Here is a 15,620-nt window from a genome sequence, read left to right as displayed (position 1 = left end):
AGTAGTAGACGATGCCAAAACGTACTGACATTAACAGTATTCTAATTTTAGGTGCAGGCCCGATTGTGATTGGTCAGGCTTGTGAGTTTGACTACTCTGGTGCCCAAGCCTGTAAAGCTTTGCGTGAAGAAGGCTATCGAGTGATTCTCGTCAACTCGAACCCGGCGACGATCATGACTGATCCAGAGATGGCCGATGCGACTTACATTGAGCCTATTCACTGGGAAGTGGTACGTAAAATCATTGAAAAAGAGCGCCCAGACGCGGTATTACCGACCATGGGTGGTCAAACTGCATTGAATTGTGCGCTGGAGCTAGAAAAACACGGCGTATTAGCTGAATTCGGCGTAGAAATGATTGGCGCAACCGCTGATGCGATTGATAAAGCCGAAGACCGCTCTCGTTTTGATAAAGCAATGAAATCAATCGGCTTAGCTTGTCCTCGCGCTGATACGGCAAAAACGATGGAAGAAGCTTACCGCGTTCAAGAAATGGTGGGTTTCCCTTGTATTATTCGCCCTTCATTTACTATGGGTGGAACCGGCGGCGGTATCGCTTACAACAAAGAAGAGTTTGAAGAAATTTGTCGCCGTGGCCTCGACTTATCGCCAACCAACGAGCTGTTGATTGATGAATCACTGATCGGTTGGAAAGAGTACGAAATGGAAGTGGTGCGTGATAAAAACGATAACTGCATCATCGTTTGTGCGATTGAAAACTTTGACCCAATGGGCATTCACACGGGTGACTCGATCACAGTAGCACCAGCGCAAACGCTAACTGACAAAGAATATCAGATCATGCGTAACGCATCGCTAGCCGTACTGCGTGAAATCGGTGTTGAAACCGGTGGTTCAAACGTACAGTTTGGTATCAACCCGAAAGATGGTCGCATGGTGATCATCGAGATGAACCCACGTGTTTCTCGCTCTTCAGCTCTGGCATCGAAAGCGACGGGTTTCCCAATTGCTAAAGTAGCGGCTAAATTGGCGGTTGGCTTTACGCTTGATGAGCTGATGAACGACATTACTGGTGGTGCAACCCCAGCGTCGTTTGAACCAACTATTGATTATGTTGTGACGAAAATTCCTCGCTTTAACTTCGAAAAATTTGCCGGTGCTAACGATCGCTTAACCACGCAAATGAAGTCGGTGGGCGAAGTGATGGCGATTGGTCGTAACCAACAAGAATCGCTGCAAAAAGCATTGCGTGGCTTAGAAGTTGGTGTGAATGGCTTAGATGAAATGGTCGATCTTGATGCGCCTGACGCATTGACCAAAATTCGCCATGAACTGAAAGAAGCGGGCGCTGAGCGTATTTGGTATATCGCCGATGCATTTCGTGCCGGTTTATCGGTCGATGGAGTGTTTAACTTGACCAATATCGACCGCTGGTTCTTGGTGCAAATTGAAGAACTGGTCAAGATGGAACAAGACGTCAAAGCGGGCGGTTTTGCTGGGCTAAACGCCGATGTACTGCGTAAAATGAAACGCAAAGGTTTTGCAGATGCGCGTCTCTCGACTTTATTAGGCGTGGCTGAAAGTGAAATTCGTCGCTTGCGCGATCAATACAACATTCATCCGGTCTACAAACGAGTTGACACCTGTGCCGCGGAATTCTCATCCGATACTGCGTACATGTACTCAACCTATGATGAAGAGTGTGAAGCGCAGCCGACCGACAGAGAAAAAATCATGGTGCTCGGTGGTGGTCCAAACCGTATCGGTCAAGGTATCGAATTTGATTACTGCTGTGTTCATGCTTCACTTGCACTGCGTGAAGATGGTTATGAAACCATCATGGTTAACTGTAACCCTGAAACTGTATCTACTGACTACGATACCTCAGATCGCCTCTACTTTGAGCCAGTAACACTGGAAGATGTGTTAGCCATTGTTCGCGTCGAAAAACCGAAAGGGGTTATTGTCCAATATGGCGGCCAAACGCCATTAAAACTGGCGCGCGCCTTGGAAGCGGCCGGAGTGCCGATTATCGGTACTAGCCCAGATGCCATTGACCGCGCGGAAGATCGTGAACGCTTCCAGCAAGCGGTAGAGCGTTTAGGGTTGCTGCAACCAGAAAACGCAACAGTGACCACAATGGAACAGGCGATTGAAAAATCAAGAGAGATTGGCTTCCCGTTGGTAGTGCGTCCTTCTTATGTGCTTGGTGGTCGGGCGATGGAAATCGTCTATGATGAGCAAGATCTGCGTCGTTACTTTAACGAAGCGGTCAGCGTATCGAATGAGTCACCGGTTCTGCTCGATCGCTTTTTAGACGATGCGGTTGAAGTCGATATCGATGCGATTTGTGATGGCGAGCGAGTCGTGATTGGCGGCATCATGGAGCACATTGAACAGGCGGGTGTTCACTCCGGTGATTCTGCTTGTTCACTGCCGGCTTACACCCTAAGCCAAGAAATCCAAGATGTGATGCGTGAACAAGTTGAGAAGTTAGCCTTTGAATTGGGCGTGCGTGGTTTGATGAACACCCAATTTGCGGTGAAAGATAATCAAGTTTACCTGATTGAAGTTAACCCTCGCGCTGCACGAACGGTTCCGTTTGTATCCAAAGCTACCGGCGCACCGCTGGCAAAAATTGCCGCACGTGTTATGGCTGGTCAGTCACTTGAGTCGCAAGGCTTTACCAAAGAGATCATTCCTCCTTATTATTCGGTCAAAGAAGTCGTGTTGCCCTTTAATAAGTTTCCTGGTGTTGACCCATTGCTTGGCCCTGAAATGCGCTCCACTGGCGAAGTGATGGGTGTTGGAGCAACGTTTGCTGAAGCTTACGCTAAAGCAGAACTCGGCTGTGGTAATGTGTATCCTGATGGTGGTCGTGCGTTATTGTCGGTACGTGAAGAAGATAAAGAGCGCGTGGTCGATTTAGCTTCTAAGTTGATCAAACTTGGCTATCAGCTAGATGCAACTCATGGTACGGCGGTGATTCTCGGTGAAGCTGGGATTAACCCTCGCCTAGTTAATAAGGTGCATGAAGGGCGTCCGCATATCTTGGATCGAATCAAAAACAATGAGTACACCTATATCGTCAATACGGCGGCAGGTCGTCAAGCGATTGAAGATTCAAAAGTATTGCGCCGTGGTGCTCTAGCCGAAAAAGTTAACTACACCACGACGTTAAATGCGGCATTTGCAACCTGTATGTCACATACCGCTGACGCGAAAGCATCGGTCATCTCTGTGCAAGAGTTACACGAGCAAGTCAAAGCCAGCTTAGCCTAATAACAATTAAGGTAAGTCGTTAAGGCTTATCAGACAACCTCATTGCCCGCTGAATTAAGCGGGCTTTTTTATCAGCTACATTACCCAGAGATCTCCCAAGCTTATATCGATGAATAAATGGAATAGATTGTCGTCTTGCGTTTCGCTGTTTTGATGTTTTGAGCAGTGATACTGTTGAGCTTTGTCATTCAAGATGTTGATTAGAAATGGAACTTTCACTGGAAGTATTGGGCCTGCTGTTTTTAGTGGCGGGCGTTGCGGGATTTATTGATGCTATGGCTGGTGGTGGTGGTTTGCTAACGTTACCAGCCTTGCTGGCGGCTGGGGTTCCTCCGACTCAAGCCTTGGCGACCAATAAACTGCAAAGCTCCTTTGGAAGCTTTTCGGCCACTTTCTATTTTGTCCGCCAAGGCTTAGTGAGTCTAAAAGCGATGCGCCTGGCGATTGCGTGTACTTTTGTCGGTGCGGCACTTGGCGCAGAAGCGGTGCAATATATTGATGCCTCTTTGTTGACCAGTTTAATACCCGTGTTATTGATTGCCATCTCGCTCTATTTCCTACTTGCCCCAGCAACAAAAAATCATACCGGTTCCGCTCCCTTATCGGAAACGGCTTTTGCTTTCACGGTCGGGTTTGGGGTTGGGTTTTATGATGGCTTTTTTGGCCCCGGTACCGGTTCGATCTTTACCGTCTGTTTTGTCGCTTTAGGCCATTTTGGATTGGTGGAAGCCACCGCGCGCACTAAAGTACTCAATTTCACTTCCAACATTGCCGCGTTGACCTTCTTCTTAATCGCTGGTTTACCGATTTGGCAGATAGGTTTAACCATGGCGGTCGGCGGGTTTATCGGTGCCCGTATGGGGGCAAAAGTGGTGATCAGCCAAGGTCAGCGTTGGATCCGCCCGCTGGTGATCACTATGTCTATGCTGATGGCGCTAAAACTGCTTTGGGAACAGCATTATGCAGCGCTGTTATCAATGTTTGGACTCTAATGCTGCGATAGCGGCTGGCGCGCAGACAAATATGAATTGGCCGAGTCAGATCGGCAAGTTCAGCGAAATCAAAGCAGTGCTGGGGCTCAATTTTTAGGGTGCTGACAATCGAACGTGGTACTAGGGCTGGTAACATACCGCCGAGTGCGAGCTGCGCCGCGGCGGTGTAAGAGTCCATCTCCATCGCGGGTCGAATGCCTTGTTTGTGCAGCATGGCCGCTTGGTAGGTATTGGCGGGATTGGCTAAATCATTAGTGATCAGCTCGCTTGGCAGTGAGAACAGAGGTGCTTGGCTAATCACGGTAAATGGCTCATCGCCTAAATGAAAAGTCAGCAAACCGTGATTGGCGGGCAGATACCCCGCACAAAAGCCCAAGGTGGCTTTGCCAGACTGAACATTTTCGACAATTCGCGGTGTGTGGTTGGTGGTGATCACCCAATGTGGGTCGTGTTTTCGATGTTGCCCCATAGTCTGGCCAAGATAACCCGCGACTAAAGTCTCTGAGCAATCCATGCGCAGCAGCGTATTGTCTTCCAATGTTTTCTGCTCGAAAATTAAACCATGCAACTCATTAAACGTAGGGCCAATGCTGGCAATTAATTGCTCGGCATCTGCAGTCAATTCGATGTGTCGGCCCGCGGGAACAATCAGTTTTTTGCCGAGTTTTTTTTCTAAGTTAGCAATGCGCTTACTGACTGCCGATTGGCTGATATAGAGTTGGCTACCGGTACGGCTCATGGTTTTTTCTTTGCTGAGCACCAGTAAGGTTTCAATGCCTTCGAGTAACATAGGTTGATGACAAATGGGAATAGATGTCGCTAATGGTAACCTTGAACCATCGTGGTGTCGTCTACTAAAGTCACAAAGCTTGCGTATGGAGCATCACCAGCCATGATGACTGGTGATGGAGGGATTATTTAGTCAATGCAAAAGTCGGCAGTGATAAGTGCCAACGAATGGCGCATAAGCGGATGACGAGAGTTGAAATCACCCCGCATAGGAAAGCGCTCGAACTGTTATAATCTAAAGCGAGTGCGGTGGTATGTACCATGCCGCCGACAATACACGCGGTGGCATAGACTTCGCTTCTTAATACCATCGGGATCTCACGAGCAAGCACATCACGGATGATGCCACCACCGCAGCCGGTGATTACCCCCATAATGATGGCGATTAACGCTGATTCTTGGAAGATCAGTGCTTTTTCAACCCCAATAGCGACAAATACAGCCAGGCCAACCGCATCACAGACCGGTAATATCCACCAAGCGACTCGTTTAGGGCGACGGACAATCAACATGGTTAATAAGCAGGTCGCAAAGATCACCCATAAATAAGTGGTATCGGTGATCCAAAAAACCGGCGTCGCACCTAGCGCCATATCGCGAATGGTTCCACCACCAATGGCAGTGACACTGGCTAGAACCACCGCACCGAAAGGATCCATCTTTAATCGCCCTGCTAGTAGTGCGCCTGAAATCGCAAACACCGCAGTGCCAAACATATCAATCAAGTAGAGCAGTGAAGTATCCAAAGTTGAGTCGCTCGCTTAACATTCCCTGTTAATTTGGGATGAGTGAATGGGAGCACATTGTATGCAACTTTTGCTGTTTTAGTTAATACTTTTCTATTTGGGCAAAATAATTGCAAACTTGCTCAATCGCGAGCAGTGATCTTGGGGTTTGGCGGTTGAGCCAATCAGCATTAAGGCTAGTAATCTGTCCTTTTTTTACCGCAGGGACTTGGTTTTTCCAGCGCTGCCACATAGTGCCTTGAGCCATCGCTTGTTCTGAAGTAAAGATGACTTCTGGTTTGGCGAGTAGCACCTGTTCAATACTGACTTGAGGATAGGGGGACGGGCTATGTTGGAAAATATTCACCCCCCCACAAAAAGCGAAAATCTCACTTGGCCAACTGCCTTGCGCTAAGGTGATGATGGGCTTTTCACTTAATTGGTAAAAATACCGAACTCCATCGAGATGAGCGTATTTCTGTTCAAGTTGAGTGAGCTGCTGACGAAACTGATTGGCCGTTTGCATACCTTTTGTTGGATCGCTGGCGTATTGACTGAGTTTCTCTATATCATCTGCAATATCAGTCAGTGTTTTAGGATGAGAATAAAACAAAGGAATGCCTAAACGAGCCAATTTTTCCACTTCACGCATGGCATTGCCTTCAGGCCAAACGATCACCAAGTCAGGTTGTAAGGTCAGAATCCGTTCAATATTGATCCCTTGATAATTGGCGACTCGAGGTAGAGTTTTGGCGGATTCAGGATAATCACTATAGTCACTGACCGCGATCAGCTTATCCCCTAGTCCGGCCGCGAAAACCAGCTCGGTGGCATGGGGAGCTAAGCTAATGATCCTTTCCGCAGCAGAAAGAGTGCAAAAAGGCCAAGAGAGCAGAAGTAAGAGAAAGAATCGGTGTGGCATGTTTATACGCCTTGATAAACGAGCAGTAACATAACGCTTTGTAAAATAAGCCAAAGCCATAATCTACGGGTAAGTAGTTGGCGTAACTGAGCTAAATGAAGGCTTGCTGGCACTATGCGCCCGCCAATTTTGGCGCGCACCGCTTTTTGCTGACCATAGATCGCTGGCCCGCCCAATGCTAAGTGTAATTTATTACCGACTGCACACAGTAGCCATCCCGGCCCCGGTAACGGCCAAGAGCGACTTTGGTTGAGCGTTTGCGTCAAATTATATTTAATATTATCGCCCATCAGGATCAGTAAACTAAATAAACGCAGAGGAATAAGATCGAGTAACGCGACAGCGCGAATGATCGGTAAACCAAACGGCTGAAATTGAGTACGAGAAGGAGACCAACAACGGGCCAATTCAACCATTAAACGATAAATAAACGCGCCGATCCCCCCGAGTAATCCATACCAAAATAGAACCCCAACCAGGTTACGGCCAATACCCATAGTGATGGTTTCGACACTGGCTTTACCTAAACCGACCGGGGAAAGCGTCGCCGTTTCACGATTAACAAACGGCACCAATAAACGGCGAGCTAACGGTTTATCCTGTTGTGCCAGTGCTTGACTCATCTGCTGGCTAAGTTTATCTGCACTGCGCCAATCGAGAGCTAACAGCAATAGCGCTAATTCAAACAGTTGTGGATGCCAAACCAAAGGCTGCAAAGCAACGCACAGCATAATGGTAGGGATAATCATCAGCAGCCAAGCCAGCGTGCCGGAAATTAAGCTTTGTTGGTAATTGCTCGGTTTATTAACTTTGTCAGCCAATATTTCGGCAAATTTATGCCATAAGGTAATCGGATGGGCAGCGTGAGGTATCGGCAATAGCCAATGAAATAACAAAGCGCCCCACATTACGAGTAGGGCACCATTGGTATAAAAGGGTTTGAATAATTCATCCATGAACAACAGGCTACTTTAGTAGTTCAACCATTTTTAGCACCATCGCTGAAGAGCTTTGCGCGGCTAGCGGCAAAAACTCATCAAAAGAGAGCGGTGAAGCTTTATCAGCGACATCAGAGATGGCGCGTACCACGACAAAAGGTACACCAAATTGATGGCAGGTTTGGGCAATCGCCGCCGCTTCCATTTCGACCGCTACTGCGGTTGGGAAATGTTGACGGATAAAGTTTTGTTTTTCTTCGCTGCAGACAAAGGCATCACCAGTGCAAATCAGGCCACGAACCGCATGTTTGTTGTCCATGGTTTGCAGTGCTTGTTCAGCGATTGACATGAGTTTCTCATCCGCCTGAAATGCAGCGGGCTGACCAGCCATTTGCCCGATTTCGTAACCAAAAGCGGTTACATCGGCGTCATGATGACGGACTTCAGTAGAGATCACTACATCGCCCATGGTTAAACTAGGATCAAAACCACCGGCTGAACCCGTGTTGATGACCACATCTGGTTGATATTGATTGAGCAATAATGCGGTGCCAACCGCGGCAGATACTTTACCGATCCCAGATTGAAGCAAGATAACCTCAACACCATGCAGCTTACCGCTGTAATAGGTGCAGCCACCTTGACTGACTTCTTGGCGTTGTTCGAGAGCGTCTTTTAAGATGGCGACTTCTTGTTGCATCGCGCCGATGATGCCAATTTTCATGTCATGTCTCTTTTCATTGGATAAAAATCACTGCAGTTTATCATGCTCGGCTAGGTTTGATCGAGATGAAGCAGAAAGGTAAACCGCTGAATAGACTATTGTAGCAAACCAGCAGCCGTCATTTTATCACGTAGTGTTTCAACTCGACGGCGATTAACGCCAAAATCGCTATAGCCAACTCGAGACTCTGAACGAACTTTTAACTGATCATGCTGCAGTTTAAGTTCCAAGTCATCGACAAAGCGTAATACACGTGTAGTGCATTCCACTCGTAAGTAATTCTCTTCTTTTTCAACGACTTCAGCGCCGGGTAAGGTTAATGCAATACGTTCAATTTGGCTAAGGGTCACTCCTGGGCGCAGGATAAACGGTGCCACAGAAAATTTTTCTCTCGACTCTTCCGTCGAGACACAGTTGGGTTTATTCCCACAAAGGTCGGTTGTTCGGTCGGTCATGTTCGATGCAACGCCTCGGCTACAAGCAATGATAAGGAGTGATAACCCAATAATAATGAATGGCTTCACGACATTTTCCTATAGCGAATAAAATTTGAGCATAGCTGATATTTGTCGCTGAGGATAACCAATTATACGATTGATTGACGATCTTTGGTTTATTAAGGTCATGATTTTTCTAGTTTGACGACTAAGGCCGTTAAGGTTGAGTAATGAGACGATGTTTTTAGCAATAAAAAAGGCTAACACAAGGTGTTAGCCGTTTAAGATATCCCTTTCCTACCTGTAACGCCAAGTTGTTTGGGTATAGATAAAGCGCTTACGCCGATAACATTAAAGAATCATTGATCGATTCAAGATGCGTGTTGCCCATCAAGTAAGCATCAATCGCTCTGGCTGATTCACGACCTTCATTGATGCAGCGTACAACCAGTGATTGGCCAGTGCGCATGTCGCCAGCAGCAAAGACCCCTTTTTGATTGGTGGCAAAATTATCCGTTGCCACGTTACCGCGATCATCAAGTTTTATCGCTAATTGTGCGAGTACACCATGTGGTTCTGGATGTAAAAAGCCCATCGCGAGAAACGCCATATCACAAGCTATCACTCGCTCAGTGCCAGAGATTTCGCGAAACTCAGGGCGTTGTCCCGGCGCGGCCTCTTGCCAAACAATATCGGCAATTCTCAGCCCAGTCACTTGACCTTGCTCGTTGCCAATAAATTCTTTGGTCAGAATATTCCAATGTCTTTCGCAGCCTTCTTCATGGGAGGTCGACGTGCGTAAAATCATCGGATACTGTGGCCATGGCATATTGGCTGGACGTTTTTCTGGTGGCATCGGCATGATCTCGACTTGCGTAATGCTTGCCGCGCCATGACGATTGGACGTACCGACACAGTCTGAACCGGTATCGCCACCACCAATGACCACCACATGTTTGCCTTTGGCATGAATCTCTTCACCTTTAAGATCCATATTGTTAGCGCGGCGATTATTTTGTCCGAGGAATTGCATCGCAAAGTAAACGCCTTGCAAATCACGTCCGGGGATCGGTAAATCACGTGGTACGGTGGAGCCGCCAGTCAGCAAAATCGCATCGAACTCTTGGCGTAGCTGTTGCGCGTTAATATCAACCCCCACATGAGCATTAACCACAAATTCAACCCCAGCTTGAGCCATAAGATCGAGTTTGCGATCAATCACGGCCATGCTGAGTTTAAAATCAGGGATCCCGAAGCGCAGTAATCCACCAACTTTTTCATCCCGCTCAAACACAGTCACCTGATGTCCAGCGCTATTTAATTGCTCAGCCGCGGCTAATCCCGCCGGCCCAGAGCCGATAATAGCCACTTTTTTGCCTGTACGAGCACGAGGGGTTTTGGGCTTGGCATAGCCTTCTTGATAAGCCCGCTCAACAATGGTTTTCTCAATATTACAAATGGTGATGGGATCTTGATTAATACCAAGCACGCATGAGGTTTCACAAGGCGCTGGGCATACTCGACCAGTAAACTCAGGGAAGTTATTGGTTGAGCTTAAGATTTGCCATGCTTCTTGCCAACTATCGCGATAAACCGCATCATTAAATTCTGGAATGATGTTACCAATCGGGCAGCCGCTATGACAAAACGGCACCCCACAATCCATACAGCGAGCTGCTTGTTGGTTAATTTTGTGACCAAATTCTTTATTGAGCACAAACTCATGGTTGTGTTTAATTCGCTCTGCAGGGTCGATTTTTTTTGGCAGTTCTCGACCAAACTCTAAAAATCCAGTTGCTTTACCCATTATACAGCCTCCGCTTTTTCCATTGCCGCTGCGGCTTCCTTACGTTTTTCAAGCACGGCTTTATAGTCACGAGGCATGACTTTCATCATTGTCGCTAAGCTTTGCTCAAAATTGTTGAGGAATGTTTGTGCCACTTCACTTCCTGTGAATTGAACGTGTTTAGTCAGCATCTCTTTTAACAGCGCTTTATCTTCCGCTTCGATAGGATCGAGATCGACCAGCTCAGGATTGAGTTTTTGTGAAAAATCACCGGCTTTATCCCACACATAAGCGATACCGCCACTCATACCTGCGGCAAAGTTACGTCCGGTTGAACCAAGGATCACCGCAATACCGCCGGTCATGTACTCACAGCCATGATCGCCGACACCTTCTACGACCACTTTAGCGCCAGAATTTCGCACGCAGAAGCGTTCGCCCGCTAAGCCTCGAATGTAAGACTCACCAGAGGTAGCGCCATAGAAACAGACGTTACCAACCACGATATTATCTTCGGCAATTAAGCTGGCATTGCGGTTAGGATAGAGTACTAACGTACCGCCTGATAAGCCTTTACCCCAGTAGTCGTTGGCATCGCCCTCAACTTCAAAATGGACGCCTTTGGTCAAGAAAGCCCCAAAAGATTGCCCAGCACTACCGTTAAATTTAACCGTCATAGGCTGAGGTAACCCTTGATCTTGATAGACTTTACAAATTTCGTTCGACAACATGGTGCCAGTACTGCGATCGGTATTGATGATCGGCAGTTCGGCATTCACCGCTAAGCCTTGTTCAAGCGCAGGTTTCGCTAACTGGATTAATTGACGGTCGAGGACATGCTCCAAATTATGGTTTTGTGCGCTTTGGCAATAAATACCATCACCTTCACGGGCTGGCTCAAGATAGAGTAGGGGAGAAAGGTCGAGGTTCTTATACTTCCAGTGGCCCACATCATCACGTAATTTGAGTTTTTGCGCTTGCCCTACCATCTCATCAATGGTGCGAAAACCAAGCTCAGCCATGATTTCCCGTAGGCCTTGTGCCATATATTGGAAGAAGGTCACCACATCTTCCACGCGGCCATCAAAGCGTTCACGTAATGTTTTGTTTTGAGTTGCGATACCGACTGGGCAGGTGTTTTTATGACACTTACGCATCATGATACAACCTTCCACGACTAAGGCGGCGGTAGCAACGCCCCATTCTTCTGCACCAAGTAAGGTGGCGATAGCGATATCGCGTGGGGTTTTCATCTGCCCATCCGCTTGTACGACGATGCGGTTACGTAAACCGTTTTTAAGTAGTGTCTGATGAGTTTCAGCCAGACCAAGTTCCCAAGGTAGGCCGGTATGGCGAATCGATGAAATAGGCGACGCGCCGGTGCCGCCGTCATGGCCTGCAATCAGCACTACATCCGCTTTCGCTTTAGCAACACCAGAAGCGATAGTGCCCACGCCGGCTTCAGAGACCAGTTTAACGTTGACTCGCCCTTTACGGTTGGCGTTTTTCAAGTCAAAAATCAGCTGCGCCAAATCTTCAATGGAGTAGATGTCGTGATGCGGTGGCGGCGAAATTAAGCCGACCCCTGGCGTTGAGTGACGAGTTGCGCCAATCCAATCATCGACTTTATCTCCTGGTAGCTGACCGCCTTCACCTGGCTTGGCTCCTTGTGCCATTTTGATCTGAATTTCGTCGCAGTTGGTCAAATAGTAAGAGGTAACCCCAAAGCGTCCAGAGGCGACTTGCTTGATGGCTGAGCGTTCCCAATCGCCATTCTCTTTACGAACGAAACGCGCGGGATCTTCACCCCCTTCACCAGAATTGGAACGTGCGCCCAGGCGGTTCATGGCGACTGCTAATGTTGAGTGCGCCTCATGAGAAATCGAACCGAACGACATTGCGCCAGTGGCAAAGCGTTTCACAATACTCGACACCGGCTCGACGTCTTCAATCGCAACTGAACCCGCTGGATTTTTAATAAAATCTAGCTGACTACGCAGGGTCACCGCTTTATCCCCTTGGCTATCGACAGCAGCCGCATACTGCTTGAACTGTTGATAATCTTTATTACGGGTAGAGTGTTGCAGTAAATGGATGGTTTCTGGGTTAAACAGGTGTTTTTCACCACGCTGTTTCCACTGATAGACACCGCCGACATCGAGCATTTGTAACGGGATTTCACGAATCGGATAGCCAATACGGTGACGAACCACCACTTCTTTGGCGATATCGTCTAACGTTAGGCCCTGAATACGAGTAACAGTACCAGTAAAGTATTTGTCTACCACCGATTTACTGATCCCTAAGGCTTCAAAGATTTGTGCTCCATGGTAGGACTGTAAAGTTGAGATGCCCATTTTTGAGAAAATTTTCAATAGGCCAGCATTGATCCCTTTACGATAGTTTTCGAAGTATTTATTCACCTCAACGTCAGTATCCAGCTTATTGCGACGCTGCAAATCGACAATGGTTTCGACCACTAAATACGGGTTCACCGCATTGGCACCATAGCCGACTAAGGTAGCAAAATGGTGAGTTTCGCGCGCATCCCCAGTTTCAACCACAATACCGCACTTAGAGCGTAGTCCTTTACGGATCAGATGATGATGGACAGCGCCGACAGCCAGCATCGCTGGAATCGCGGCATGGTTAGAATTTACCGCGCGGTCAGTAAGGAGAATGATGGAATAGCCATCGATCACCGCATCCTCTGCGTATTGGCAGATGCGTTTGAGTGCTCGTTCAAGTTTGCCGGGCTCTTCACTGGCTTGAAAAACAATATCCAGTGTTTTGGCTTGTAGGTGCTCATTATCAATCGCGCGCAGTTTTTCTAATTCAGCATTAGAAATCACCGGTGATTCTAGCTCGACTTTTCGACAGTGAACGGGAGATTCAGCGAGTAGGTTTTGATCACGACCAATATAGGTATTGAGTGACATGACCATCCGCTCGCGGATCGGATCGATCGGCGGGTTGGTTACCTGCGCAAACAACTGTTTAAAGTAGTTCGATAAGTGCTGAGACTGATGCGACAGCACCGCCACCGGCCAATCGGCTCCCATTGAGCCAAGAGGCTCGTAACCCGTTTCAGCCAAGGTAAAGATAATGTCGTTGACTTCTTCACTGCTGACTCCAAACGCTTGCTGACGATGGAGCAGACGCTCCGGTGACGGTTGGCTGTGAACGTTATCGGCTTCAGGAAGCTTTTTTAGGCTCAGTAAGTTATCTTCTACCCATTTTTCATAAGGTTGAGCGTTAGCGATGCCATCTTTGACTTCTTCATCAGAGATGATTCGCCCTTGTTCAAGGTCGGCGACAAAAATGCGTCCGGGTTGTAAGCGACCACGATATTCGACATTAGCGGGATCGATTTCTACCACACCAGATTCAGAGGCCATGATCAAAAAATCGTCTTTAGTGACGGTATAACGAGAGGGACGCAAGCCGTTTCTATCTAAGGTTGCGCCTACTTGTACGCCATCGGTAAAGCACACTGAGGCTGGGCCATCCCATGGTTCCATGATATTGGCATGATATTGATAAAAGGCACGACGCTTGGGATCCATGGTTTTATTTTCTTGCCACGCTTCGGGGATCATCATCATCAATGCGTGCGGCAAAGTGCGGCCTGATAGCACCAATAACTCTAACACCATATCAAAGTTGGCGGAGTCTGACGCGCCTTCCTGACAAACCGGCAGCAGCATATCAATTTCTGCTTGGGTAAAGAGATTGGATTGTAAGATAGCTTCGCGGGCTTTCATCCAGTTCAAGTTACCGCGTACGGTATTGATTTCGCCGTTATGGGCAATGTAACGAAACGGCTGCGCTAAACGCCATCTTGGGAAGGTATTGGTGGAAAAACGTGAATGCACCAGAGCCAAGGCGGTAACCATGGTTGGGTTTTGTAAATCGAGAAAATATTGCGGAACTTGCTCAGTGGTTAGCTGGCCTTTATAAACCAGCGTTTTATAGGAGAGCGAGTTGATATAAAAATCATCGCCAATATTAGAAACGCTTTCGAGACAAACGCGAACGGTATAGTTACGCAGAACGTAGAGTTTGCGTTCCAGTTCTTGTGGCGTACTTCCTGGACCGGCTGAGATGAAAACATGTTCAAAATAAGGTTCAGTACTGAGTGGATCGGCACCGAGCATGCTGTTGTCGGTTGGCAGTTTGCGATAACCGAGGACATCAAGATCAAGGCGCTTAGCATTACGCTCTAAAATATCACGGCATTGAGCGCGTTTGTGCTCATCCCTTGGAAACAAGACGACACCGACGCCGTATTGGTCAAATGACGGTAGTTTAATCCCCAGTTTTACCGCTTCCTCTAATAGGAATTCGTGAGGTTTCTGCAGTAAAATACCCGCTCCGTCACCGCTACAGGGGTCACAACCTTGTCCGCCACGATGTTCCATGCGCGCTAGCATATCTAGGGCTTGAGTCACGACATGGTGTGATTTACGGTTTTTGAGGTGAGCAACAAAACCGATGCCGCAAGCGTCATGCTCGAGTTCTGGCGTATACAGACCTTGCGAACTTTGTTCTCTATTAACCATAGATACATCCTTCCAGTTCAGTTGGACACAAGCAAGCCAAGGCAAGCCCCAGCACTGCATCTATCCTTATTGTTATCCATTTAAATCGATCTATGCTGACCGACTCGCATCCCTTCCGTCTCTCACAGGAAATATATAGTGTGAGAAAAACAATCCTTAGTGATATTCCTCTGTTTAACCACATTTTATAGTGGTTTATATAGGTAGGAATGGAATATCGCCGACGTTTCTTGAGCTTATTTGTAATAAAACAAACAAAAATCATCATGAAACTGTAACTATCCTACAATTTTGTTAGCCGTAAATGCAATGAAAAACTCGGTCTTTTTTGCGCCTTTTTCTCAGTCTCTGCATAATCAGCGCAACATTTTTCAAACAAAGTTAGCTAAATGCAGATTTAATGAATGTTTATTGATTTTGCACCACGCGGTATCTATCTCATACGCTTACTATTTATTCCTTTCGATGTAATTTAATTACATAGATCGAAGTGAGAGTTATTT

10 protein-coding genes are annotated in these 15,620 nt (G+C 47.3%); 2 read left to right on the top strand and 8 right to left on the bottom strand.

What is annotated here, in order from left to right; translation table 11 throughout:
- Window positions 1–11 precede the first annotated feature (11 nt).
- Together carB and FKQ60_RS10890 are read left to right on the top strand one after the other, a co-directional pair.
- Window positions 12–3,242 carry a carbamoyl-phosphate synthase large subunit gene (gene carB / locus FKQ60_RS10895; protein ID WP_170904554.1) on the top strand — a complete coding sequence of 1,077 codons (3,231 nt, stop codon included), beginning with the start codon at window positions 12–14 and terminating at the stop codon, window positions 3,240–3,242.
- Between the two features lie 206 nt (window positions 3,243–3,448).
- The gene (locus FKQ60_RS10890) at window positions 3,449–4,234 is read left to right on the top strand and encodes a TSUP family transporter (RefSeq protein WP_170906510.1); all 786 of its coding nucleotides are present in this window, start codon (window positions 3,449–3,451) and stop codon (window positions 4,232–4,234) included.
- Here the strand turns inward: FKQ60_RS10890 and FKQ60_RS10885 are convergent.
- The 8 genes from FKQ60_RS10885 to gltB form a co-directional block, all read right to left on the bottom strand.
- Entirely contained in the window at window positions 4,164–5,024 is an 861-nt protein-coding gene (locus tag FKQ60_RS10885; RefSeq protein ID WP_170906509.1) for a LysR family transcriptional regulator, read from the bottom strand. The two genes, FKQ60_RS10890 and FKQ60_RS10885, sit on opposite strands and share 71 nt — an antisense overlap.
- 124 nt (window positions 5,025–5,148) lie before the next feature.
- On the bottom strand, window positions 5,149–5,769 hold the full coding sequence (locus FKQ60_RS10880) for a TRIC cation channel family protein (RefSeq protein ID WP_170904553.1): 621 nt from the start codon (window positions 5,767–5,769) through the stop codon (window positions 5,149–5,151).
- 82 nt (window positions 5,770–5,851) lie between these two features.
- The gene (btuF, locus tag FKQ60_RS10875) at window positions 5,852–6,670 is read right to left on the bottom strand and encodes a vitamin B12 ABC transporter substrate-binding protein BtuF (RefSeq protein ID WP_170904552.1); all 819 of its coding nucleotides are present in this window, start codon (window positions 6,668–6,670) and stop codon (window positions 5,852–5,854) included.
- Window positions 6,671–6,672: 2 nt separating this feature from the next.
- Window positions 6,673–7,626, bottom strand: a complete 954-nt coding sequence (locus FKQ60_RS10870; RefSeq protein WP_170904551.1) for a cobalamin biosynthesis family protein — start codon at window positions 7,624–7,626, stop codon at window positions 6,673–6,675.
- 10 nt (window positions 7,627–7,636) lie between these two features.
- Window positions 7,637–8,332 (bottom strand): 5'-methylthioadenosine/S-adenosylhomocysteine nucleosidase, encoded by a 696-nt coding sequence (gene mtnN / locus FKQ60_RS10865; protein ID WP_004395933.1) that lies wholly within the window; start codon window positions 8,330–8,332, stop codon window positions 7,637–7,639.
- A 95-nt stretch (window positions 8,333–8,427) separates the two neighbouring features.
- Window positions 8,428–8,787 (bottom strand): DUF1499 domain-containing protein, encoded by a 360-nt coding sequence (locus FKQ60_RS10860; protein WP_040904910.1) that lies wholly within the window; start codon window positions 8,785–8,787, stop codon window positions 8,428–8,430.
- Window positions 8,788–9,106: 319 nt separating this feature from the next.
- Window positions 9,107–10,576, bottom strand: coding sequence for a glutamate synthase subunit beta (locus FKQ60_RS10855; protein ID WP_004395931.1), 1,470 nt, complete (start codon window positions 10,574–10,576; stop codon window positions 9,107–9,109).
- Window positions 10,576–15,117, bottom strand: coding sequence for a glutamate synthase large subunit (gene gltB / locus FKQ60_RS10850; protein WP_004395930.1), 4,542 nt, complete (start codon window positions 15,115–15,117; stop codon window positions 10,576–10,578). Before gltB ends, FKQ60_RS10855 begins: the two co-directional genes overlap by 1 nt.
- Between the last annotated feature and the right edge of the window lie 503 nt (window positions 15,118–15,620).

The sequence above is a fragment of the Vibrio sp. A11 genome, assembly GCF_013048705.1.
Lineage (GTDB): Bacteria > Pseudomonadota > Gammaproteobacteria > Enterobacterales > Vibrionaceae > Vibrio > Vibrio metschnikovii.
The sequence above is the reverse complement of the archived record's forward strand: the minus strand, read 5'-3'. Positions and strand labels throughout refer to the sequence as shown.

Excerpts from the sequence above, each read along its gene's own strand:
- carB (WP_170904554.1), top strand. The coding sequence starts at position 12 with ATGCCAAAACGTACTGACATTAACAGTATTCTAATTTTAGGTGCAGGC.
- FKQ60_RS10890 (WP_170906510.1), top strand. The coding sequence starts at position 3,449 with ATGGAACTTTCACTGGAAGTATTGGGCCTGCTGTTTTTAGTGGCGGGC.
- FKQ60_RS10885 (WP_170906509.1), bottom strand. The coding sequence starts at position 5,024 with ATGTTACTCGAAGGCATTGAAACCTTACTGGTGCTCAGCAAAGAAAAA.
- btuF (WP_170904552.1), bottom strand. The coding sequence starts at position 6,670 with ATGCCACACCGATTCTTTCTCTTACTTCTGCTCTCTTGGCCTTTTTGC.
- FKQ60_RS10870 (WP_170904551.1), bottom strand. The coding sequence starts at position 7,626 with ATGGATGAATTATTCAAACCCTTTTATACCAATGGTGCCCTACTCGTA.
- mtnN (WP_004395933.1), bottom strand. The coding sequence starts at position 8,332 with ATGAAAATTGGCATCATCGGCGCGATGCAACAAGAAGTCGCCATCTTA.
- FKQ60_RS10860 (WP_040904910.1), bottom strand. The coding sequence starts at position 8,787 with ATGACCGACCGAACAACCGACCTTTGTGGGAATAAACCCAACTGTGTC.
- FKQ60_RS10855 (WP_004395931.1), bottom strand. The coding sequence starts at position 10,576 with ATGGGTAAAGCAACTGGATTTTTAGAGTTTGGTCGAGAACTGCCAAAA.
- gltB (WP_004395930.1), bottom strand. The coding sequence starts at position 15,117 with ATGGTTAATAGAGAACAAAGTTCGCAAGGTCTGTATACGCCAGAACTC.